The organism is Tenacibaculum singaporense (genome assembly GCF_003867015.1).
In the GTDB taxonomy this organism is placed as follows: Bacteria; Bacteroidota; Bacteroidia; order Flavobacteriales; family Flavobacteriaceae; genus Polaribacter; species Polaribacter singaporensis.
The window spans coordinates 1,878,834-1,901,051 of the sequence record NZ_CP032548.1 but is presented as its reverse complement, the minus strand read 5'-3'; the positions used below and the strand labels follow the sequence as shown (position 1 = coordinate 1,901,051).

General features: G+C 31.7%; 22 protein-coding genes. 1 reads left to right on the top strand and 21 read right to left on the bottom strand.

What is annotated here, in order from left to right:
* Window position 1 precedes the first annotated feature (1 nt).
* From D6T69_RS08390 to D6T69_RS15975, 19 genes are all read right to left on the bottom strand, one after another.
* Complete coding sequence (locus D6T69_RS08390) at window positions 2–1,858, bottom strand: DNA topoisomerase IV subunit B (RefSeq protein WP_125067318.1); 1,857 nt, start codon at window positions 1,856–1,858, stop codon at window positions 2–4.
* Between the two features lie 336 nt (window positions 1,859–2,194).
* Window positions 2,195–2,665: a thermonuclease family protein gene (locus D6T69_RS08380; RefSeq protein ID WP_125067317.1), complete on the bottom strand. Its 471-nt coding sequence runs from the start codon at window positions 2,663–2,665 to the stop codon at window positions 2,195–2,197.
* A gap of 3 nt (window positions 2,666–2,668) precedes the next feature.
* Window positions 2,669–3,583 (bottom strand): hypothetical protein, encoded by a 915-nt coding sequence (locus tag D6T69_RS08375; RefSeq protein WP_125067316.1) that lies wholly within the window; start codon window positions 3,581–3,583, stop codon window positions 2,669–2,671.
* A gap of 6 nt (window positions 3,584–3,589) precedes the next feature.
* A complete protein-coding gene (locus D6T69_RS08370; protein ID WP_125067315.1) occupies window positions 3,590–4,852 on the bottom strand; it encodes an ABC transporter permease in 1,263 nt (420 codons plus the stop codon).
* A 13-nt stretch (window positions 4,853–4,865) separates the two neighbouring features.
* Window positions 4,866–5,261 carry a hypothetical protein gene (locus tag D6T69_RS08365; RefSeq protein ID WP_125067314.1) on the bottom strand — a complete coding sequence of 132 codons (396 nt, stop codon included), beginning with the start codon at window positions 5,259–5,261 and terminating at the stop codon, window positions 4,866–4,868.
* A 4-nt stretch (window positions 5,262–5,265) separates the two neighbouring features.
* Window positions 5,266–5,634 carry a DUF6804 family protein gene (locus D6T69_RS08360; RefSeq protein ID WP_125067313.1) on the bottom strand — a complete coding sequence of 123 codons (369 nt, stop codon included), beginning with the start codon at window positions 5,632–5,634 and terminating at the stop codon, window positions 5,266–5,268.
* 27 nt (window positions 5,635–5,661) lie between these two features.
* Complete coding sequence (locus tag D6T69_RS08355; protein WP_125067312.1) at window positions 5,662–5,910, bottom strand: DUF4236 domain-containing protein; 249 nt, start codon at window positions 5,908–5,910, stop codon at window positions 5,662–5,664.
* A complete protein-coding gene (locus D6T69_RS08350) occupies window positions 5,910–6,668 on the bottom strand; it encodes an ion transporter (protein ID WP_125067311.1) in 759 nt (252 codons plus the stop codon). The genes D6T69_RS08355 and D6T69_RS08350 overlap by 1 nt, the downstream gene beginning before the upstream one ends.
* 7 nt (window positions 6,669–6,675) lie before the next feature.
* Window positions 6,676–6,897 carry a hypothetical protein gene (locus D6T69_RS08345; protein WP_125067310.1) on the bottom strand — a complete coding sequence of 74 codons (222 nt, stop codon included), beginning with the start codon at window positions 6,895–6,897 and terminating at the stop codon, window positions 6,676–6,678.
* 117 nt (window positions 6,898–7,014) lie between these two features.
* On the bottom strand, window positions 7,015–7,350 hold the full coding sequence (locus tag D6T69_RS08340; protein WP_125067309.1) for a YegP family protein: 336 nt from the start codon (window positions 7,348–7,350) through the stop codon (window positions 7,015–7,017).
* Window positions 7,351–7,435: 85 nt separating this feature from the next.
* Window positions 7,436–7,993: an SH3 domain-containing protein gene (locus tag D6T69_RS08335; RefSeq protein WP_125067308.1), complete on the bottom strand. Its 558-nt coding sequence runs from the start codon at window positions 7,991–7,993 to the stop codon at window positions 7,436–7,438.
* 80 nt (window positions 7,994–8,073) lie between these two features.
* The gene (gene yidD, locus D6T69_RS08330; RefSeq protein WP_125067307.1) at window positions 8,074–8,355 is read right to left on the bottom strand and encodes a membrane protein insertion efficiency factor YidD; all 282 of its coding nucleotides are present in this window, start codon (window positions 8,353–8,355) and stop codon (window positions 8,074–8,076) included.
* The gene (locus tag D6T69_RS08325) at window positions 8,355–8,588 is read right to left on the bottom strand and encodes a hypothetical protein (protein WP_099216602.1); all 234 of its coding nucleotides are present in this window, start codon (window positions 8,586–8,588) and stop codon (window positions 8,355–8,357) included. Before D6T69_RS08325 ends, yidD begins: the two co-directional genes overlap by 1 nt.
* Window positions 8,589–8,598: 10 nt before the next feature.
* A complete protein-coding gene (locus D6T69_RS08320; RefSeq protein WP_125067306.1) occupies window positions 8,599–8,805 on the bottom strand; it encodes a hypothetical protein in 207 nt (68 codons plus the stop codon).
* 103 nt (window positions 8,806–8,908) lie between these two features.
* Window positions 8,909–9,079 carry a hypothetical protein gene (locus tag D6T69_RS15980; RefSeq protein ID WP_164506706.1) on the bottom strand — a complete coding sequence of 57 codons (171 nt, stop codon included), beginning with the start codon at window positions 9,077–9,079 and terminating at the stop codon, window positions 8,909–8,911.
* Window positions 9,080–9,871: 792 nt separating this feature from the next.
* The gene (locus tag D6T69_RS08315; RefSeq protein WP_125067305.1) at window positions 9,872–10,537 is read right to left on the bottom strand and encodes a response regulator transcription factor; all 666 of its coding nucleotides are present in this window, start codon (window positions 10,535–10,537) and stop codon (window positions 9,872–9,874) included.
* A 2-nt stretch (window positions 10,538–10,539) separates the two neighbouring features.
* Window positions 10,540–11,055, bottom strand: a complete 516-nt coding sequence (locus D6T69_RS08310) for a sensor histidine kinase (RefSeq protein ID WP_125067304.1) — start codon at window positions 11,053–11,055, stop codon at window positions 10,540–10,542.
* 47 nt (window positions 11,056–11,102) lie between these two features.
* Complete coding sequence (locus D6T69_RS08305) at window positions 11,103–12,335, bottom strand: tetratricopeptide repeat protein (protein ID WP_125067303.1); 1,233 nt, start codon at window positions 12,333–12,335, stop codon at window positions 11,103–11,105.
* A gap of 62 nt (window positions 12,336–12,397) precedes the next feature.
* The gene (locus D6T69_RS15975; RefSeq protein WP_164506705.1) at window positions 12,398–12,565 is read right to left on the bottom strand and encodes a hypothetical protein; all 168 of its coding nucleotides are present in this window, start codon (window positions 12,563–12,565) and stop codon (window positions 12,398–12,400) included.
* Window positions 12,566–12,938: 373 nt separating this feature from the next.
* Between D6T69_RS15975 and D6T69_RS08300 the strand changes: the two genes are divergently transcribed.
* Entirely contained in the window at window positions 12,939–13,706 is a 768-nt protein-coding gene (locus D6T69_RS08300) for a hypothetical protein (RefSeq protein ID WP_125067302.1), read from the top strand.
* Window positions 13,707–13,735: 29 nt separating this feature from the next.
* Here the strand turns inward: D6T69_RS08300 and D6T69_RS08295 are convergent, their stop codons facing one another.
* Both D6T69_RS08295 and D6T69_RS08290 read right to left on the bottom strand, forming a co-directional pair.
* Window positions 13,736–14,215, bottom strand: a complete 480-nt coding sequence (locus D6T69_RS08295; protein WP_125067301.1) for a hypothetical protein — start codon at window positions 14,213–14,215, stop codon at window positions 13,736–13,738.
* 184 nt (window positions 14,216–14,399) lie between these two features.
* The gene (locus tag D6T69_RS08290; protein WP_125067300.1) at window positions 14,400–22,217 is read right to left on the bottom strand and encodes a T9SS type A sorting domain-containing protein; all 7,818 of its coding nucleotides are present in this window, start codon (window positions 22,215–22,217) and stop codon (window positions 14,400–14,402) included.
* Window position 22,218 lies beyond the last annotated feature (1 nt).

The following is a 22,218-nucleotide window of genomic DNA, read 5'->3' as shown; positions in this document are numbered from 1 at the left end:
TTTAAACTTCTTCTACAATATCTAACTCAACCTTTAAGTTGTTGATGATAAACTTTTGTCTGTCTGGAGTATTTTTACCCATATAGAATTCTAACATTTGTTCTATCGACATTTCTTTGTCTAACATTACTGGGTCTAAACGAATATCATCTCCTATAAAATGGACAAATTCGTTAGGAGAAATCTCCCCTAATCCCTTAAATCGAGTAATTTCTGGTTTTCCTCTTAGTTTGTTTATCGCAGCTTGCTTTTCTTCTTCTGAATAACAATAAATAGTTTCTTTTTTATTTCGTACTCTAAATAACGGAGTTTCTAAAATATACAGGTGTCCTTCTTTGATTACTTCTGGGAAGAATTGTAAGAAAAAGGTTATTAATAACAAACGAATATGCATACCATCAACATCGGCATCGGTTGCTATTACGATATTATTATAACGTAAGTCCTCCAGTCCGTCTTCAATGTTTAAAGCTGCTTGTAGTAGGTTAAACTCTTCATTTTCGTACACTATCTTTTTAGACAACCCATACGAGTTTAATGGCTTTCCTTTTAAACTAAATACTGCTTGTGTATTTACATTACGTGATTTGGTAATCGAACCACTTGCCGAATCTCCCTCAGTAATAAACAAGGTAGTATCTAAATATCCATCTTTTTTAGTGTCTCCAAAATGTATACGGCAATCGCGTAATTTCTTGTTGTGTAAACTTGCTTTTTTGGCACGTTCACGAGCTAATTTTCGTATTCCTGATAATTCTTTACGCTCTTTTTCTGCCTGTAATATCTTCTTTTGAAGTTTGTCGGCTACTTCCGTGTTTTTATGTAGGTAATTATCTAGCTGCGTTTTAACAAAGTCATTAATATACGTTCGAACGGTTGGTAGGTCTCCTCCCATTTCTGTAGAACCTAATTTTGTTTTTGTTTGACTTTCAAAAACTGGTTCCATTACCTTGATAGAAATAGCACCGATAATTGATTTACGTACATCGGAAGCATCAAAATTCTTCCCAAAAAATTCTCTAACTGTTTTTACTACTGCTTCTCTAAATGCGTTTAAGTGCGTTCCTCCTTGTGTAGTATTTTGTCCGTTTACAAATGAATGGTATTCTTCTGAATATTGTGTTCTACTGTGTGTAATTGCTACTTCAATATCGTCGCCTCGTAAATGGATTATTGGATACAACATATCTTCTTTGTTGTTGTTATCTTCCAATAAATCTTTTAAACCGTTCTCTGAATAAAACTTTTCTCCGTTAAAAACGATGGTTAACCCTGGATTTAGGTACACATAGTTTTTTAATAATTTGGAAATGTATTCAGGACGATACTTATAATTCTTAAAGATGGTTTCATCTGCAATAAAGGTTACTTTAGTACCTCTACGACGAGAGGTTTCATCCAACAATTCTTGATTGGTTAAATTCCCTTTTTCAAACTCTGCTGAAGCTGATTTACCGTCACGATTAGATTCCACCCTAAAATAGGTTGATAACGCATTTACTGCTTTCGTACCAACTCCATTTAATCCAACTGATTTTTTAAAGGCTTTGGAATCGTACTTTCCTCCTGTGTTCATCTTCGAAACTACGTCTACTACTTTTCCTAGCGGAATACCACGTCCGTAGTCTCGCACAATTACCTTATTCCCTTGTACAGAAACTTCTATAGTCTTACCTCCTCCCATGACAAATTCGTCAATAGAGTTATCTAAAACCTCTTTAACCAAAATGTAAATTCCGTCGTCTGGTGATGATCCGTCTCCCAGTTTACCAATATACATCCCAGGTCGCATACGGATATGTTCTTTCCAATCGAGCGAGCGTATATTGTCTTCGGTATATTGTGTTTCTTGCGTCATAAAAAATCGTGTGAATTGAAGTCTGTGCTAAAATAGTACTTCGCCAGAAAAAATAAAAAACTCTGTTAATATAGTTATCAACAGAGTTCGTTTTATTTCTTTTTTAATGCTTTCTTCTCCCATTTACAGAGCAATCTCCCATATCTCCTCACTTTTTTCTCTGTACTTTCCTTTATCGTTGCTTTACATTGCGATAACCCTCTACAGTTTTTTTTAAAGTGATATTTTGTGCTTGCTACACTGCTACAGATATACACTTTTTTGTCTTCTACTTTTTGAAATGCCACTAACACACCTACTGATAGTAGCATTATTATGACTTTTTTCATTTGTTATTTAGTTTAGTTGTTTTCTATATTGCCAGGGTGTAGTTACATTGGGTAATGACCACATACCTATTTTAAGTTGTTTTGCTTTGTTTTCTAACAGGGCATATTCTTTACTTTTTGAATATTTTTTAAAGTGCATTGCCAACCCTTTTTTAACTAAGCTTTTATTAATGTTTTGATGGTTATCAAAATATATTTCGGCGATTAAACGGTTCCAATGCCACTTCCCTTTGTTCACTACTTTAACTGTTTTTCCAAATATTTTGTTGGACACGAATTGTTTTGCTTTGGTACTGTATGGCTGTCCTTTTTCTGGACAATCAATATGTTCTAGCCTTATGTGTATTGGTTTATTTTGATATAACACCTTTACGGTATCTCCGTCTACTACCCCAATTACTCTTGCACTAAATTCTTTCGGTACTTTTGCCCCTGTTAAAGTTATTAATAAAAATAATAGTATTGTTTTTAGGTACATATTTTACTTGGTAAGAATAAAATCGTTGATAACATCATTTATATGAATAGGTAAATCTGCTCTTTTTATTTGAAACTTCTTTACATTCATTTCTGTTAACCATTTTTTCCAATACTCTTTTATTACATCTTCTTCGTAAGGGTTCTTTTTATCTGGGTTTACTCCCAAAACTAATACTTCTACATTTTGTAAATTTTTATGTAAAGGTAAAAAACCATAATCTTTTGATTGAAACTTCTCTTTCCAATTACCTTTATTTAGTTTAAAACTTCTTATTGTTTTTGGTACTAAGTACGATGTTCTGTTTTGTTCTCTTGTAAGGTTATCTTTATGGTACACATACCCATCTGTTAAAACCACTACCACATTCTTATATCCTTCTTCCACACAATAATCTTGGATCTTATTTTTAAAGAAACCTCTTATGTCTGACCCAACATATTTATCATCTGTAATAGCCGTTTCATAAATATTATTACATATCTCTATATACTTCTTTGCGGTTTTTAGAATTTCTTCTTTGGTTGCATTAGTTTTATCAAACTGTGTTTTGAGTGTTGCTATTTTCTGATTTAATTCACTATCTGATGGTGCTGGTTCAACAAACAGTTGTATTTTATCATTAATTTTATTTGTTCTCTTCCCTCTAATATGATTTTGAAAAGTCTTCGCGACGGATTCGATGTAACCTAAATCTCTTTGATAAAACTCCATTGAAGGTTCTGGATACTTCTTTGGATTTATTCTATCTGATAAATCTAATACGATACTAATATTTAAATTTTCTTTGCTCTTTTTTTTACTTGTACTACTTATTTCTTTTGATACTTCTGCTACTGGGTCTTTTTCTTTTTTATTTGAACAAGAGTATGTAAGTATAATACATAGAGTTACTATTATAAGTTTATATGCTTTCATTTTTCGTTATTTTAATTGAGATTTATAAATTATTCCTTCCGTATTTTCATCTGTTAAATCATATTTTGTCAGGTGTTCTTTTTCTACTTCATCACATTTAGAAAGTAATTCATCTCTCCTTTTTAAATCTAAAAAATTGTCTGTTATAGCTAAATACCATCCTTTTACATATTCTGCATGGTAGGTTAGGTAACGTTTATTAGGGAATACAAAGCCATCAATTGTTCTCTGTAAATTGGCTATTCTTGCTTCTATTCCTGAGATTTCTTCTTTTACACCGTTTAATTTTTCTATGGCTTCAGTTATTGATTTTTGTAGGTTAACAATCGTTTCTCTTTTACTTCTTATAAAGGCTTTTATTTTATCAATGTTCTCATATTCCTTCATAATAAAATCAAACACCAGTCCCCAAATTATATATACGACAAAGCCCGCAAAGATGATTCCCCAAAACTCTACTTTACTAAAGGCTATTGACAAATCAAACTCTGGTGAATCTGGTGTTTTATTATAATCATAAATCTTCATTTCTATCTGATATGCTAGTATAGCATCGAAAATAAAAGTGATAATAAATAGCGCTCCTATTTTTACATAAGACAGCCAGTTTTTATGTTTTTGAAACATATGTATTAAATACCCTAAGCCCATAAAAGCAAATGGTATGGTAGCTACAAAAATCGCTTCTAAAACTCCATGTTCTAAGGCTTTAGAAAATGATTTCCCGTCAAAAATAGCCGCTGATAACTCACTATTTTCAAAGTTTTTAAAAAAAGCTGAATATGAGGCTGATATATAAAAAACTAATAGGTAGAATGTTATTGGAATAAGCACTATTAGCCCCAAATAAAATTGGGCTTTTGGTTTTTTATCTACTTCTTCTACATACTTCTCTGGATTCTCTCTAACTTCAACTATTTGATGTTCACACTCTTCAATCTTTTCTTCATCTGTTTTAATGTTTTCTTCTAAGATTGCTTTGGCTGTTTGTCTTTTCTTTAACTCAATTCCTTCTCTTCCTTTTTCTTGTATATGAGGATCTTTTAGTTTTTTTTGTAGCTCTTCATCTTCTGCGCATTTTCTTTTATAGTCCATATAAACATCGTTTAAACAAGCTCTAAAGACTTTATGATTCCCAGAGGCTTGCTTTGATGATCCATAACCACTTTCGAAAAAAGTTAGTTTGACATCTTTTTTTTCTTCCTTTACTACTACTTCTTCTACTGGGTCTTTCTCCCTTGTAGTAAATATTTTTTTTAAGGCTTCCATACTTGTTAGTTGATTAGGTTAGTTGTTTTAACAATGTTGTTTTAGGTGTATGCTTTTTTGCATTTTCTATCAAAAAACTAGTCAATTCTTCTAGGTTCTCTTCTAAAAACCCGAACTTTAAACAATACTTTTTTAGAGTTATCAGTTCATCTTCTGTTACTTTTCCATCTGCCCAAATCATTACTGCTAAATCATATAAGTATTCAACTTTAAGCTCCAAGCTTTCGGGTACTAAGCTTTCTTGTTGACTTGATAGTAAAATATTATCTAACTCTTGTTTAGATATATTTCTCTCTTCTGCAAATTTGTATAGCATTTGTGTTTCTAACACATCAAAATCATTGTCAGCAAAAGCCATTTCATATAGTCTTAAAAAGTGACTTTTAAGTTCGGTAGTTATTTCATTCATTTTTTTAATATTTAACATTATACATGTCTTTATTTTTAGACACTTGTTTTTTTATTGTTCGTTGTTTTTTTATGCTTGAGCTATACCCATAAAATACGAGCAGTAGAAATAAGATTCCGCAGAGAACATCTAAAAGAACCCAATATAATTTTACATATAAATAGATAGGAAATATGGGGTTAAATAATAATGCTATTGTTATAAATAACAACCTCCAAAGCTTCTTTATTTTCTGATTAAAAACTACCAATAAGCATCCTGTAAAAACAATTACTCTTAAAACATTGTAATATTCAATTGGTAGTGCTGTTACTGCTAAAAACAATGCTATGGCGCAAATAATATTTACTGTTTTTTGTATTCCTACTTTCATTTGATTAGAGTTTAACTACGAGTACATTTACTTTCTTTTGATTAACAGTGCTACAAAAACACTAACTATAGCAAAGACAATTCCTAGGCAGCCTATTCCTTCTTTTTTAGAATGTCTTTTTCTATACTGCAACCCTTTTACACCAGTTCTTATAGAGTGCCCTTTGGAGCTTACTGCTCCTATTTTAGTTCGTAAGCTTGGAGAAATACCCGATTTACTAATATTCAGTCCAAAACCTTTTCCTAGTTTTATTCGTCTGTAAAATTGAAATCCCATTAGTTCTTATCTATTTTCACCCCACAATTAGGGCAGTTACTACAGTTACTCTTTTCTTCTTTTACTTTATCTATTAAAGCTGAACTTATAATTCCTGTAGGCAATGCCACAAAGCCAATTCCTATAACTCCTATTAAAGCGCTAAAGAATTTTCCTAAGGGAGTTACAGGATACATATCTGCTACCCCTACAGTGGTTAGTGTTCCTAATGACCACCAAAAGGCTTCTATAATACTTGAAAACTTATCGGGCTGTGCTTCGTTTTCTGCATAAAAGATTAAAGTAGACGAGAGCATTACTAATATCAATGCTATAAATGCTGTTATTAAAAGTTCTGGCTTGGTTTCTTTTAGTATTAAATTAATCGTTTTAAAGGATTTTGAATACCTACCTAGTTTAAATATTCGTACTAACCTTAACAGCCTCAACACCCTTAATACTCGTAAATCAAACGGAAAAATTAGTGGTAAGTAAAAGGGTAATATTGACAGTAAGTCTAAAATCCCGTAACCAGAAAAAACGTAAGTACTCCACCCTTTATTATTTTGCTTTTCTGCAATTACAATTCTTGTTATAAATTCTATTGAAAAAACCAGAATAGAGAATCCTTCTATAAACTGAAAGAACTGTGTATAGTTAACTCTTAACGTTTTAAAAGACTCCAGTACTAAACAGATTATATTTATAATGATTAAACCATAAATAAACCTTGATAAAAACAGGTTGTAATTGAATACTTTTAATGCTCTTGTACTCATAGCTCATTTAACAATTACATTCCGATCTGTCTACATATGTTTTATTTCCATTACTGTTATAGTAATAACATCCTCCTTTGGGTCCTGTCCATAATTGCTTTCCATTGTGAACTCCACACTTCCATTCTGTTTTTGTTTCTTGCTCTTCTATTCCATCCGTATCAGTAGAACATTCTGTTAATAGTACTGAAATAAAAAAGAGACCTACAATTTGTAATCTTTTTATCATTATGTTTTAGTTTGGTTATACCCCAAATCTAAACCTACTCAAAAACAAAACCTTACGGATTTCCGTAAGGCTTCTAAATACTACAATATAGAATTTTAATCTCCTATAAATAATTTTTTATGTTAAATCAACTGTGTCTGCAGATGGAGCATTATTTTGTACCGATTTAATACCTTTATCTCTTGCTGAAGCTGTGGTATACATTTCGCTTTTACCTATAACTTCTCCATTTTGCGCTTTTAGTGTAAAGTAGTATTGCTCATTTGAAGCTACTTTTCTTTCATAGTTATCATCATCAGGTGCATTCGTTTTTACAGAACTTATACCGCTTTTACATCCTTGTTTACTAGCGTAGCCTTCACTGGTTAAAATAATTTCTCCATTTCCTGCTTTCAGGTTAAACATGAATTCATTATCCTTTCTCTTTTTGATTTCAAATTTTGGTTTTCCCATTTTATATGTTTTTTAATTAGTATTACATCAAAACTATACTTTCTAATACAGAAAACTCTACGGAAACCCACATCTAAGCTTTCTTTTATTCCACCAATAGTACACCACTCACATGAACAAACCCTGTTACTTTTGTTCTTTGTACTTTTACTTTAATCCATTTTGCTTGAGTGGCTAATATGGTTAGTTTTTCTCCAAAGTTTAATTGTTGAATTACATAATAAGAAGTACTTGGGCCACTTCTTAAATTTAAAAGGTTTTTGTTTACCAATAATGTTTTTAAATAATATGGTTCTTCTTTTAACAATGTACTATTGTTTTTACGTCCGTCAAAAATAGTTTGTTTGGTTTGTGGCTTCTTTGAGTAGCTTTTATAAGAGTTGGTATAACTTTTTGTGCTACTTCTCTTTCCGCAAACACCGCAAGAGCCTCCACTGTTACAATATTTACAATACTTACAGTTTTTACATGCTCTACAGTTAACAGAACCTGTACACCTAGCTTTAGGTGGAACATAACAGCCTACTAAAGCTTTGTTATATAAATTTTCTTTAGAATTGTTTTTCTTCGTTACAACTACCGTAGCAACTATTACTATTAATAATGATGTAATTAGTAATACTTTTTCATATTTCTGATTCATAATATTTAAGGGATTAAGTTTATTATATCAAATCTAATTTCTATAAAACAGAAAACCCTACGGAAATCCGTAGGGTTTAATCAATATAATAATCGTTTTGCTATTTCCTCTTCTTCTAACACTTCTCCATTCTTTAGCAGCATCTGTTTTTTCTTACTAATCGGGTTTAAATACAGTTCATAACCATAAGTACAGTTTTTAAACCGATATTTTAATGCTTTTGCTCCTGCTAACAGTCCTTTTCTTTTTGTTTCTTCATATACGTAATGTGAACAGGATTTTCTAAATATACAGCGTGCTGGCTTATTCTTTGGTTTAAACTTCCAATACGCCTTTATAGAAAGAAGTAACAAATGTTTCATTATTCTTTACTAAAAACAATCATTTGCCTGTATGCTGTATATCCTGGTTGAGAACCTATTCCAAAACAACCTGAATCAGGGAGAACATGAGTTTCTACACTTTCTAATCGAACATATCGCCAACCTTGATCGTTGTAATTACTAATAATAGCTTCTAATTGTTGTGCTACTTTTGCTGAGTTTCCTTTATTTCTATCAATAGACGGTGTAAAGGGTATTACTTTATATTCCATAATTTATAAATTAGCTTTTGTGACACTCTTCACTACAATGTTTACAGCCATCAGCTTTTGCATAATATTCTTTTGCTTTTAAAACTGCTGAATGGCAAGAAGAATGATAGCCTAAGTCTTTTTTGGAAAGAACAAAAGGCAACCAATTACATCCTTCTTTATGTACTTCATGATCTCCATTTGGTTGTGCTGTATTATTTACATAATATTTTGGCATTTTCTATATTTTTTTGGTTAATATCATTACAAACCTACCTTGATAAAAACACAAAACCCTACGGTTTCCCGTAGAGTTCCCTATAAAATTATACTATTTAATATTAAGCATAAGATATAAGTTTCCAGTCAACTGAACTCCCTCTATGTGGAGGAAATGTTTCTCCTTCTGATAATGGAATTGTTCCTGATGGGTTTGCTTGTGCTTCCCATACTCCTGACTCAGGACACTTTTGTCCCGTTTTTCTAATTGTTCCTAATTGTGTTTTTGCCATTTTTTTTATTTAATATTACTACAAACTTATTCTCCTTAAAGCACAAAACTTTGAGGGTTTCCGTAGGGTTTACTATTATATTAGAGGCTATACAAAAATGGCTTCCATAATTAGAACTTTGTTAGAGGTTATATTGATTTCCTTAACTTTTAAAAGAGTAATAAGAAGATTGTTGGTCAAGCTCCTGCCCTTGCTGCTGGTAACTATCGTGTTAGGGTTTAAACGCAGGCAACAGGAAACTCTGAACGCTTTTTAAAGGACATTATGGTAGGTGATTCTACATTTAGTCTCACTGTTGCTTAAGTAATAACAGTACTGTTGTTTAACGCCAAACACTACTGTTATGTAACAGGCAACAGTAGTGTTTGATGTTTCAAACAAAATTTTATAACGTAAAAAGTACGAGCATATAGCTCGTACTTTTTTATGTTATATACTCTTTTTGTTATGGTTTTTAATGGGTATGAGGTATTTACTAGTATAACTAACAAAATTCTCAATGTTTTATACGGTGTTTTTATTGTTCTTCGTTATGACGCCATTGCGAGCCTTTCGACTTAAGTTTATCTTGCGCGAAGTCGAAAGGCTCAAGACAGGCTAAAGCAAAGCAATCTTTACTTTTGGAGTTCTCTACAGAAAGATTACTTACTCATATCCATCTTGTAATGACGATAAAAAAGTCTTATATTCTTTTTCTTGATAAAAAGAAACAAAAATCAAGACTTACAATAAAAAAATAAGGGTAACACTTTTGAGTGAGATTCCTCTCTATCGCTCGGAATGACATTTATTTTAGATGAGTCCAAAATCTTTGGTGATGGCAATCAGTTGTGTAGGGTTATTGGCGTTAAAGTTTTCTTTTAATAGCTTTAAGCGTTTTTCTACCGAACTAACACTACTGGGCTTTATGTCTTTGTTTTTTAATGCTTCGCTAATTTCTTTTTGATCTAAGCCTTCTGCTAAATGTTTTAATAAAAACACGTCGTAGTCTGTAACTTCGAAGGCTTCTTTATCTCGTAAGGCATGTGCTAATTGTGGGGTGATAAAAAACTCACCGTTAAACACACTTTGTACTGCTTTTTTTAGCTCTCTTTGTCCGTGGTTAGACTTCCATACATACGCATTCACTGCTAACTCATTACATAATTGCTGAATTCGGTAGGGTTTATCTTCTACAGAAAATACGACTGTTTTTAAAGTAGGCTGTAGTTTTTTTGCTTCGGCTATGAGATCTTCTCCTGATTCTAATCGTTGTTCATGTATGTTGTCTTTAAATGATAAATCGCTTACCAATAAATCAAACGGCTCATTGTCTAACCATGCTTTTTTTAGCTTTAAAAAAGCCTCGTCGCAATATTGTGCATATTCAACATTAGGAATTTGCATGTTTTCTAAGGCTACTTTTATTCCGCTTGACATAAAATCAGCATCTTCTGCTATCAATACTTTTTTGAACATAACTACTTTTTAAATTGAAACTTTGCTTGAAATCCTTTTTCTTGCTTTGATTCAAAAGTAATAAACCCTCCTACTGATTTAATACGGATTTCCATATTTTGCAAACCATTTTTTACAGAGAGGTTTTCTACACCTATTCCATTGTCTTGATACGCTATCGATAATTTGTTTTTTTCTACTGAAAAAGTGATAAGCACCAACGTTGCTTCGCTATATTTTTTCATGTTTACTAAGAGCTCTTGTAAGGCTCTATATACTACTATTTGTTTTTCTTTGGCTAACTGGTTTATGCTTACTTCTTGTAATCCTTTGTGAATTACCTTGCAACGATCGTTTGTAAAATCTAAAAACAGTTGTTTTAAGAAACTCTCAAAGTGCTCTCCTGTGAGTACAGGACTGTTTTCGTGAGAAATATCTCTGGTTTGTGCATATATTTTCTCTACTCTCGTGAGCAACCTTTCATCTGTTATTGATGTATTTTGTAGTGTATTCATTACCGCGTATACATCGTTTGCCAATTCATCGTGTATTTTTTTAGCTAAGCGGGTTTCTGTGTTGTAGACTTCTATGGCTTTTTCTTTTTATTTTTTTCTCTTTTGTAAAAGAAATAAACTATTGAGGATAGAATGGTAAGAATTACTGTGAAAATCCAGAGTTGTTTTTGCGATTTTTGTTGTTCTGTTTTAATTTCTGCTTTTAATTTCTGCTCTTTTAAAAGATCAAAGTTATATATCGTTTTAACTAATTTGTTTCTTGACTTTCTTCTAGCATCAATTATACTATCTTTTAAGTAACTTCTTTCAATTGCATACTTTCTAATCTCATTTCCTTTTACTAGTTTAATTAGCTTATCTATTGCTTCTATTCTATCATTAGGCCTTTCTCTTTCCTTTGATAAATCATACATCTTTTGAGCGTAGAATAGAGATTTATCAGAGTTTTTATTATAAAAATAATCTGATATGTATGAGTAATTAGTTATTAATCCTTCATAATCTTTAATACTATCTTTTAACCTTTGAACTTTGAAAAAATCTCTAGTATTAATCTCTTGTCCTAATAAATGCTTTGTATAGGTATAATTATCTATTATTTTAAATTTCAGCTTTAAATCTATTTCATCAAAAAACTTATTCTTAATTAACTCTTCATATATTTTTACTGCTTCTCTATAATTCTTTTCATATTTATAAACAACAGCTTTATTTGCTATGTACCTTACTCTTTTTAAACTATCATTTGTTATTTGTATAGCTTGATTATAATAATCTATAGCTTGATTGTAAACCCTTTGTTTTCTTGAATTTATTCCTAAACAATTATATGTTGAACATTCAATCTCATTAAATTTCGGGTTATTATTTGAATATTTCAACACCTCTATAGCTGTAGAGTCACTTTTTAAAAACAAATCAAAATTAGACTCAAGTTTTGCTAAAGCTAATAATCTGCTCGCTACATTAAGACTATCATTTAACTTTTTATAAACTGCTTTCGATTCTTCATAATTTTTATATGCTTTATCATATGCTTTGTTTCTATAATGTAAATAACCTACTCTATTGTACGCCAAAGCTAATTCTTGGTTCTCTTTTCCTTTTTTTAACAAATTAAGTATACTATCTGCATAAATAATTGTCTTTTTATTTAAACCTTTTCTTTTATAAAAAGAATATTTTTTTTTTAGTTTTTTTAATAAAACAGAGTCTAAATCTATTCTAATTTCATCTACGCTATTAGCTGTTATAGTTAATGGTAAAAAAAGCACACTAAAAAATAATACCTTGATCTGTTTCATTTTACTAAAATATGAAATTAGAAAGAAAAAAACGGGTGTAGTTAACTACACCCGTTTTTATATTAATTTCCATCAGGATCTACTTCTGGATCTTGATCTTCTTCTCCTCCAGTATCACTGGTTGTTGTCTCTGTAGAGTCTGTTTGCGGTACTACAGTAGTTGAGTTTGTATTTATAGTATAGATTCCATTTGTTACTAAAAATGTTATAATTAATAAAACCTTGTTCATTTTGTTACTTTTAAAAATTGATAATATTTATCCTGTCCAAGCACTTTGCTTAGCTACAGTTACACCGAGTTTGGGTGTAGAATTTTTAAAAGAGTCGCGCGCCTCTTTCGCGGGAAGTAGAGATGAACATCGGTATTATTAAGTAGCTTCCCCCTAAGAAATTCTACCGATATTTCATCTTTTAATTAGAACCAATCAATTTGTTTTCTTTTTTATTTCTCGATCAGTGCCACTGCAAAGATTCTGAAAATCCAAGTTTTACCTTTTATCAAAACTTGATCAATTGGTTTTTGTCTAGTTTATGGATAACCGTAATCAATTTTTGTACAACAGTTTTACTTTTGACCGCAACTTGTCTAATAATTGATTAACCATGATTGAAAAACTAATTGTTGATTTTTTTAAAAAGATTGAGACAGATGAAGGAATTGATAGTCGAAATGGAAAAGCTGTGTTTTTCGTACAAGAACTACTAGAAAGAAGGCATGATATATTTAATCATGTGAGTGTACAAACAATTAGTAGGTTGCATAAAAAGTATGTAGAAAAAGAAGAGAATATCCCCGTTGGAGTTCCCGATCTTTTTGTAAAAGATGTAATGGCTGAATATTTGGGTTTTGAGGACTTTGAAAACTATAAGGAAAGTATTACTATAGATTCTGTAAAGCCTTTTTCAATAAGTGAAGAAAATAACTTAACTGGTAAAAAAATAAAAGGAAAAAATAAGTTAGAAATTTCAACTATTCCCTTAAAAAAGAAAGCACCTATTTTAATTGGTGTCATTCTTTTAGTTTTTGTATTTATTTTTTATAAAGATATTTTGTTTGAAAAAAGTAATTGCATTGTTTGGGAAAAAGACCATTATAAAGAAGTCCCATGTTATTATCTAAATTCAATAGATAATACAACTTACCATATAGATATTGATCGTTTTAAAAAAGTAACACTTACCAAGGATATGGAGTTTTTTACAAACGGTAAGGAGAATTTTTGGTACGGAAGTAATACAAAAGGAGAAAGAGAGTTTTTTACAGCTAGAGGCGTACATCCTGAAACGTTAAAAGAATTAGATCCTATTACACCTTACATTTTGGAGAAAGAAGGTTTTTCTATAGAAAGTAAAAACGCCGTTAATAATTAAATTAACGGCGTTTGATATTTTAGATTGCTTTAACCTTCGTCTTCATCTTCTACTGGAGTTTGACCATCCTCACCTCCCGTGTCAATACTTTCATATCTTCCACCTTTTGTGGGTACCTCTTCATCTTCATCAGGATCTTGGTCGGTTTCTCCTCCTGTATCAGTACTTTCAAATTTTTGTGTTTTTGGTGGATTAGGATCTTCCTCTTCTTCATCTATTAGATCTTCTTCACCTCCCGTATCAATACTTTCTTTTCCACCTTTTATTGACACTTCATCATCCTCTTCATCAGGGTCATGATCATTTTCCCCGCCTGTGTCAATACTTTTATGTTTTCCATCTTGTGTCGGTACTTCCTCGTCTTCGTCAGGATCTTGAGTTTCTTCTCCCCCCGTACTTTGAAGCTCGCTTTCTATTTTATTTGGTACAATATCTTCAGATACATCTGTACAAGATGTGAAGACTCCACTTACTAATAAAAGTGCTACTGATAAAATTACTTTTCTCATATAAATAAATTTTTCCGCTAATATAAAAAGAAGGTTTTAAAAGCCTTCTTTTATTACTATCTACCTTTACCTCCTCTTATACTACTTATCGTTATCTCTATAGGTTCTTTTGCGATACTGTATTTGTTACTAAAAATCCGTTAATAATTAAATTAACGGCTTTTTTATAATCTCCAATTCTTATTTAGTTAATTATTAACTTCTGAATTATTCTTTGTTCTTCTGTTTCTATTAAGATAAAATATACTCCTGAAACTAAACTCAAATCGTAATCAACTTTATACTTATCAGAGCCATTCATAGTTTTTGCATCTACTAAACTACCTCCTAGCATTTCTAAAATCTTCATACTAACTATATTTTGTTCTTTTAATTCTATATCAACAGTAAACTTACCTGAAGATGGGTTTGGATATATTATTAGGTCTGTAATCATTGGTGAAGCATTCCTTTGGTCTTCTTCTGTTGTTGTCACTTCTCTATCGATAACAATTACTTTCTTTGTTATCATTGCTTCACAACTTCCTATTCTAGTTACCATCGTTACTTCATACTCTCCTTCTTTTGCAAACTTTATTTCTGTATAACTATCATTACTTTCATTAATAATTGCTTCGTCTGGTAATATCCATACTACTTCATCAGCTACTACACTACTAATATTTACTACCACAAAACTTTCATCTGTAAACACTTGTGTTGATACTGCTATATCTGCAGATATCTCTTGTTTTGAGCGTATAATTTCAATACTATCTTCTACCACACATCCTTTTTTATCTGTTGCTATTACAGTATAAGTTCCTTCTTCTTTTACCTCAACAATAGCTTCATTACTTGTAAATCCGCTTGTTGAACTCCAACTATATGTTACACCATCAATAATAGTTGCATCTAAAATATATGTTTGATCTACACATAACGTTACATCTGTTCCTAAATCTAGCTCTATTTGCTCTGGATCTTCAACTATAAAAGATTTTGTTATAAAACATCCTTTACTATCTTTTACTTCAACAGTATATTCTCCTGAAGTTAGTCCAGTGGCTACCTTACCTTTTCTTGAATTACTCCAAGTATATTCATAAGGTGGAGCTCCTCCAGTAACCTCTAATGCAATGCTACCATCATCACCTTGAAAACAAGTTGGTTTTGTTATTGTTTCACTTACTATTGATATTTCTGGTGGTAGTGTTAATTTTATTTCGCCAGATATCCTACAACCATTAGCATCAACAACCGTTACACTATACTCTCCAATAGGTACACTTTGTAGCATAGCTTTGTTACCTCCTGTACTCCATAAGTAACTATATGGTGCTGTTCCCCCTGTTACTTTTGTATTTACTGTCCAATCATTTCCTGTTCCACATAAAGTATAGTCTGAACCTAACTCTAATCCTAACATTTCTGGTTCTTTTAAATTATATAAGTCACTCTTTACTATGTTTCCTTTTGAATCTTCAACGACTACATAATATACTCCCTCGCCTAAACCTGATACTGATTGTGAAGTTCCTAACAGTAATGGACTACTTGATTCTTTATACCACTTATAGGTGTACCCTTTTACTCCTCCAACAACTTGAGCTGCTAAAGTTCCATCTTCTTCTCCATTACAACTAATCACTGAAGTATTTACAATGGTTGCTTCTAATTTTAATGGTTGACTTATTACATACTCTTTAATTAAAGTACACCCTTTACTATCTGTTGTTATTAATTGATAATTGCCTGCCGAGATAGATGTAATTTTATTACTGCCTGTTAAAATCGTTGTACCTGAGCTATCTTTCCATTCATAAGCATAAGGTGGTGTTCCTCCTTCTATTCCCACAGAAATTGATCCGTTTGATAATCCAAACCCTGTAACTTCTTCTATCAATACATTTGAAACTGATAGTGGTAATGGCTGAGTGATTTCTATTGTAAAGTCTGAACCTCCATCTGTATTTATAGCTAAACAATTGTTTGCATCTCTTACTTGAAGTGTGTAAGTGTTCTTCTTTAAGTTATTCACTTTTATAGTATTTCCTGCTACATTTATCCAATCGCTAAAGCTTGATACATCTCTATATCTAAATTGATAATTACCTGTTCCTCCTTGTACTTCTACCTCAAAACTTCCATCATTGGCATTGAAACAACTTAAATCAATTTCTTTGATTGCTAACTGAATTTCTGTAGGTTCAGAAACTGTAAAAATTGAACTTTTTTCTTCTATTCCTTCTGCATTATTTACTATCACATAGTAATTACCTGCTGAAATATTTTTAAGTTGTTTTTCTGTTCCTATAAGCTCATTGCTATCTGCATTATACCATGCATAATTGTTTCCTCCAACTCCACCAACGGTAATTACATCTAAAATACCGTTTGAAGCATCATGACATTTTACTTCTTGTACCTGTGTTATCTCTACTAATAATTCTCCTGGACTTGCTAAATTGTATGTTTCTTCAATTACACAACCTTCAGCATCTTTTATTGTAATTGTATAGATTCCTTCTGGTAAGTTCTCTATTTTATCGGATAAGTCACTAGATGCTTTTGTAGAAACTATATTTCCTATTTCATTTTTCCACTCAAATGAATAAGGTGCTACTCCTCCGACGAAAATAACTTCAATACTACCATCATCTACTAAGTTTGATGAAGGCCTTATTAATTTCACATTCGTTATATCATATTTTTCTGGTTGATTGATTGTTACCTCTTTCGTTGTTTTACACCCGTTCTTATCAGTAACTACAACTGAATATGTACCTGAAGATAAGTTTTCCACTTTTTGAGCGTCTAAACTTGTATGATTCCAACTATATGTATAAGGTGCTACTCCTCCTGAAACAGTAATGTCTATGTATCCATCAGTACCTCCATAACATGCAACATCAACTTTATTTACTCCTGTAATTTCAAGTAATGATGGTTCTGTTAATTCATATTCTTTAATGGCTATATTTCCGTTTTTATCTGTAATTGTTACTACGTAAATTCCTACTCCTACATCCTCAAGTGCATTAGTAGTACTTACTACTGTAGCATTTCCTTTTAACTTCCATGAATATGTATACGGTATTACTCCACCACTAACTTCAGCTGTTAGTGTTCCTACTCCATTTTTACATAGAATTGAAGTCTCACTTACATTTACAGTTAACAATTCTGGTTCATTAACTGTATATGTTTTTTCTACTAAACACCCTTTGGTATCTGTTACTTTTACCGAATATTCTCCTGCTTTAACTCCCGATAATTTAGAGGTTGTACTGCTTTGTACAATTCCGCTTGAATTTTTCCATTCATAAGTATAGTTTGGTGTTCCTCCAACAACATTTATACTTACCTCTCCATTTGATAATCCAAAACCTGTGACATCTTTTATCACTGAATTATCTATGGCTAAAACTGTTGGTTCTTGAATTGTAATTTTTCTTGTTACTTCACATAAGTTTTTGTCTCTAACAACCACTTCATAGGTTCCAGCTTGTAAAGAGTTTAAACTTTTCCCTACTACTCCATGCTTCCAACTATATGTATAAGGCACTGTTCCTCCTGAAACACTTACATCTATGGAACCATCTGCTCCTCCATTACAAGACACGTCTACTTTAGTTATTCCCGTAATTTCTAATTGTAGTGGTTCTGTAACTTCGTACTCTTTCGTAGCAATATTGCCATTTTTATCTGTTACTGTTATTACATAAGTTCCTGCACCTATAGTACTAAGTGTATTGTTAGTACCTAGTTCTACTGCACCTCCTTTTAATTTCCATGAATAGCTATATGAAAGCACTCCACCACTAGCTTCAACAGTTAAATTTACAGTGTTATCTCCATAACAAAGAATATTACCTTGTTGATTTATGGCATCAATTACTAATAACTTTGGTTCTGTTACAGTATAACTTCCAGTTGTAATACAACCATTAGCATCTTTAACAGTTAATTCATATTCTCCTGCCGCTATATTTTCAAATGGATTGGTTGTTCCTAAAATAGTAGTGTTTCCTTTTTGTCTCCATTCATATGTATAACTTGGTGTTCCTCCAACAACATCAACAGATATACTTCCATTTTTTGTTTCAAAACCTGTTAAGTTATTTACCATATGATTAGATATCTCCAACACTGCTAAAGGTTGTTCTATCGTAAGGTTATTTGAAGTAAATGTACATCCATTACTATCAGTAATTTCTACATAATAAGTTCCCTTTTTTAAACCTGTAATATCTTCCGTAGTCTCACTAAAGGTAGGGTTATTCGTACTTTTCCAAGAAAAATTGTAGGGTTTAGTTCCTCCTAAAGTAGTGATATCTATATTTCCATCTCCTCCTCCAAAACAACTCACATTTGTACTCGACGCTAAATTGACTTCAATTTTAGCTGGTTGATTAATTGTGATCTCTTTTTGGGTAGTAGCTCCTTTTATATCATTTACTACCACTCTATAACTTCCTGCTTTTAGGTTGTTGATTTTATTTTGTTTTAAATCTGAATTTAATAAAACTGGCGTCCCTGAAGTTATATCGTACCATTTATAATCAAAATCAATTGGAGTTGAATATATTGGGTATCCTCCTGATACCTCAGCTAGCAGTTCTCCAGTTTCATCACCATTACATAAAATAGTTTTTGTTAGTTTTATAACCACTTGAATAGGTTGTGGTTCCTTTACTTCATATGACTGGGTTATTTCACAACTTTTAGCATCTCTTATAACTACATGATAAATTCCTGCAAAAAGATTATTTATGTCTTTCGTATTACTAGTAAAAGAAGCATCTCCTTCTTTTGTCCATTTATAACTATGCGCTCCTTCTCCTCCTGAAGTTTCTATTGTTATAGCTCCTTCATTATTTCCTGCTACTTCACAGTTTGTTATAGAAAAGCTATTAATAATTATTTGTGTTGGCTGTGTTATTGTAGTAGTCGCTGGTGTATTAACTATACATCCATTACTATCTTTAATCCAAACAGTAAAACTTCCAACTGTCAATCCATCAATGGTATTATCAACTAAGCTATTTACTGCTTGAAATGATGTTTGATCATCAATAGAATATTGGTATGGTGGAGTTCCTCCTCCAATGGCAAGTTTTATTTTTCCATCCTCAGCTCCATTACAAGAAATATCTGTTTTAGTTATGTTTAACGTAATAGCACTAGGCTCTGTTAATGAAATACTTCTTGAAATACTCGTAAATCCATCATTGATAGTTACAGAGTAATTACCCTTACCAATATTTACCAACTGATTGGTTGTCTTCCCTATTAATTCTGTACCTCCTCTAAACCATTTATATGAATAACTATTTGATCCTCCTGATGGATTCACTATTAACGAACCTACACCACCATTACAACTAATGGCTTTGCTAACAGTAAGAGATGCTACTAATTGAGGATTTTCTCTAACTTGTATTTCATTAGAAGTTATTGTACATCCATTGCTATCTTTAATAGTAGCTATATAAAATCCTGCTCTTAGCCCTGTAATTATGCTTCCTGTCCTAGAAAAAGAAGTATCATATTTCTTTCTCCATGTTATAGTGTAGTTTGGAACTCCTCCATCTATGGTTAATGATATTTCTCCTTTAGCCTCTCCAAACACATTATTATGTTTTACAGAATTACTAGTAATTTCAATAGGCAAAGGTTCTGTTATAAGTATTGGCGAAGAAACTTTAGACCTACAAGTCATAACGTTTCTATCTCTTACTATAAACCTATACCCAGTACTACTTGCTGGTAACGAAAACACATTACTATCTTGCCATAAAATTCCTGAGCTCTTATATACTGCATATTGATATGCATTTGATTTACCATCTGTAGCCATAATACTAACAGAGGCTCTACCTCCATTACATTTTATAGGAGCTGTCAAGTTTACTTTTGAAATAGTTACCTCTGATTGTTCTATTACTGCAATAGATTTTTCTAAACTACCTTGTTTACTGTCTTTAACCAAAACAGAATAGTTTCCTGCCTCAATATTAAAAGAAGCACTATTTGTTCTTCCCGTCAATGTGCTTAGTACTGTTGAACCTCTTTTTAAAATAACAGTATAATTAGGGTATCCTCCTGTAATACTTGTTACATTTATTTTTCCTTTGCCTTGAAAACAATCTGGTTTTACTGAACTAACAGAAAATGTTATTGGTTTTGGGTCTATAACCTTTGGTAGTGTATACTCTTGTGTACAGTTATTTTTATCTGTGTATCTAACTTTGTGTGTTCCTGCTGGTAAATTAGGTATTGTAAAACCTCCTACATAGGCCCTACCACTTTTAGTATTGGTAGTACTTCCATTGAGTAAAACTGTATAATTGTAATAGTTGCTAAAAGGCGTACCTCCGCTTACACTATTTATTTTTATGGATGCATCAGCACTTCCTACTGTGCTAGGATGCGTAACTGCATTGGACGGTAAAGTATGTGTTATTTTATTTTTCCCAATTATAGTTATAGCGTCAGAAGTGTTATCTTGATCTATACAACCTTTAGTATCTTTTATTTTAATAATATAATTTGCAGAGGTTAATCCACTTACTGTAGTTACTCCTGAAAAAGTTGAAGTACTCCAGGTAACTCCATTATTTAAACTATAATAAAAGTTTCCTGAACCACCTGATCCTTCAATTTTTATTTTTCCATCTTTATTATTATAACATGTTTCATCTTGAGTTTTGGAGGCTTTAAAAACCACTTTTGGTGGAGACTTTATTTGGAAATCATATGAGTATTTTTCACATAAAGGAGATCCTGTACTTCTATTAAATCCAGTTACCTCAACCCTATAATCTCCTGATGTTAATATTCCTGAACTTGGCTTCCAATCATGCATCCAATACCCTCCTGACCTTACAAATGAAGTAATTCCTGGGTTATTATCAACAGCTATATATTCATTTGTTAATGTTTTCTTTAAAAGATTAAAATCTATTTTTTCATAACTTAAAATTTGTCTTGTGAAATACAGTTTAAAGTCTGCATCTGTACTGTAAGAACAAGTAGGTTGTTTTATTGTTGGCGCTTTTGCTATCTGTGGAGCATCGGGTAAAAATTGTACTGTAACAGTATTTGTTGTAAAAGAACTGTTACAACTTGGCTTTACACGTATATTTATATTTTTTGTCAAGGCCTCTTCTCTATCTGTTGAAGAAGAATACAAATTAGCTAGTTTTAAATCAATTGTGGATTGCCCCGTTTTATTCGTGATGATCCTCCAAACACTTACCTGAATAGTTTTAGGACCTGTATAATTATTTAAATTTCTCTTTGCTTCAAATACAGCCATCATAAATCCTTCACATCTATCAATATCCCCTGTTCTTCTTATACAGCTATTATATTCTGCCTCTGCCGAAGATACAGCATTTAATAAAGCTTGATAATCTGGGTGTGTTCTAGTCTCCGTATTTACAGGATCATAAAATTCCCAAACATACACACCTGAAGTTGGAGTAAAACCTGAAGTTGCTTTAATTCTAACTGAACTACTTGCACAAACCGTTTTTACTCTTGAAGTACTTGATCCATCTGGATATGATAGAGATATATTAGGTTTTATGGAAATTTCAGCCCAACCTCTATTTATATCACTTCTATATACTTCATCCTTTTGATATCGCCTTAGAAAACATGGTGAAGCTACATTTACTTTAATCCAAGATTCTCTAGATCTTTCACATCCTTTCCATGAATTTTTTCTCGTAATCGTATGAAACTCTACCTTAATTATCTTTTTAGATACATTAAAAGTAGCTTCATGTGAATAACTTTGATTAATAAACCGTAATCCGTAAATAGCTGGATCTCTTAAATATTTTGTGGTTCCATCAGAGAAAAGTATTTTTATTCCTCCTAAACCATTTTTGTTGGAACCACAAGAAGACCTTCCTTGACCTATATATCCCTCAACTTTAATGGTGTACGTTTGAGCTTGCGATATAATCGAAAAAAATAAGAATAAAATTAAGAGTATATTTCTTTTCATA

What these genes read in the sequence shown, in the direction of transcription:
- D6T69_RS08390 (WP_125067318.1), bottom strand. Translation starts at nt 1,858, where the DNA reads ATGACGCAAGAAACACAATATACCGAAGACAATATACGCTCGCTCGAT.
- D6T69_RS08300 (WP_125067302.1), top strand. Translation starts at nt 12,939, where the DNA reads ATGATTGAAAAACTAATTGTTGATTTTTTTAAAAAGATTGAGACAGAT.
- yidD (WP_125067307.1), bottom strand. Translation starts at nt 8,355, where the DNA reads ATGAAACATTTGTTACTTCTTTCTATAAAGGCGTATTGGAAGTTTAAA.
- D6T69_RS08290 (WP_125067300.1), bottom strand. Translation starts at nt 22,217, where the DNA reads ATGAAAAGAAATATACTCTTAATTTTATTCTTATTTTTTTCGATTATA.
- D6T69_RS08345 (WP_125067310.1), bottom strand. Translation starts at nt 6,897, where the DNA reads ATGATAAAAAGATTACAAATTGTAGGTCTCTTTTTTATTTCAGTACTA.
- D6T69_RS08350 (WP_125067311.1), bottom strand. Translation starts at nt 6,668, where the DNA reads ATGAGTACAAGAGCATTAAAAGTATTCAATTACAACCTGTTTTTATCA.
- D6T69_RS08380 (WP_125067317.1), bottom strand. Translation starts at nt 2,665, where the DNA reads ATGTACCTAAAAACAATACTATTATTTTTATTAATAACTTTAACAGGG.
- D6T69_RS08375 (WP_125067316.1), bottom strand. Translation starts at nt 3,583, where the DNA reads ATGAAAGCATATAAACTTATAATAGTAACTCTATGTATTATACTTACA.
- D6T69_RS15975 (WP_164506705.1), bottom strand. Translation starts at nt 12,565, where the DNA reads ATGAACAAGGTTTTATTAATTATAACATTTTTAGTAACAAATGGAATC.
- D6T69_RS08340 (WP_125067309.1), bottom strand. Translation starts at nt 7,350, where the DNA reads ATGGGAAAACCAAAATTTGAAATCAAAAAGAGAAAGGATAATGAATTC.
- D6T69_RS08305 (WP_125067303.1), bottom strand. Translation starts at nt 12,335, where the DNA reads ATGAAACAGATCAAGGTATTATTTTTTAGTGTGCTTTTTTTACCATTA.
- D6T69_RS08370 (WP_125067315.1), bottom strand. Translation starts at nt 4,852, where the DNA reads ATGGAAGCCTTAAAAAAAATATTTACTACAAGGGAGAAAGACCCAGTA.
- D6T69_RS08365 (WP_125067314.1), bottom strand. Translation starts at nt 5,261, where the DNA reads ATGAATGAAATAACTACCGAACTTAAAAGTCACTTTTTAAGACTATAT.
- D6T69_RS15980 (WP_164506706.1), bottom strand. Translation starts at nt 9,079, where the DNA reads ATGGCAAAAACACAATTAGGAACAATTAGAAAAACGGGACAAAAGTGT.
- D6T69_RS08325 (WP_099216602.1), bottom strand. Translation starts at nt 8,588, where the DNA reads ATGGAATATAAAGTAATACCCTTTACACCGTCTATTGATAGAAATAAA.
- D6T69_RS08360 (WP_125067313.1), bottom strand. Translation starts at nt 5,634, where the DNA reads ATGAAAGTAGGAATACAAAAAACAGTAAATATTATTTGCGCCATAGCA.
- D6T69_RS08295 (WP_125067301.1), bottom strand. Translation starts at nt 14,215, where the DNA reads ATGAGAAAAGTAATTTTATCAGTAGCACTTTTATTAGTAAGTGGAGTC.
- D6T69_RS08315 (WP_125067305.1), bottom strand. Translation starts at nt 10,537, where the DNA reads ATGTTCAAAAAAGTATTGATAGCAGAAGATGCTGATTTTATGTCAAGC.
- D6T69_RS08320 (WP_125067306.1), bottom strand. Translation starts at nt 8,805, where the DNA reads ATGCCAAAATATTATGTAAATAATACAGCACAACCAAATGGAGATCAT.
- D6T69_RS08335 (WP_125067308.1), bottom strand. Translation starts at nt 7,993, where the DNA reads ATGAATCAGAAATATGAAAAAGTATTACTAATTACATCATTATTAATA.
- D6T69_RS08355 (WP_125067312.1), bottom strand. Translation starts at nt 5,910, where the DNA reads ATGGGATTTCAATTTTACAGACGAATAAAACTAGGAAAAGGTTTTGGA.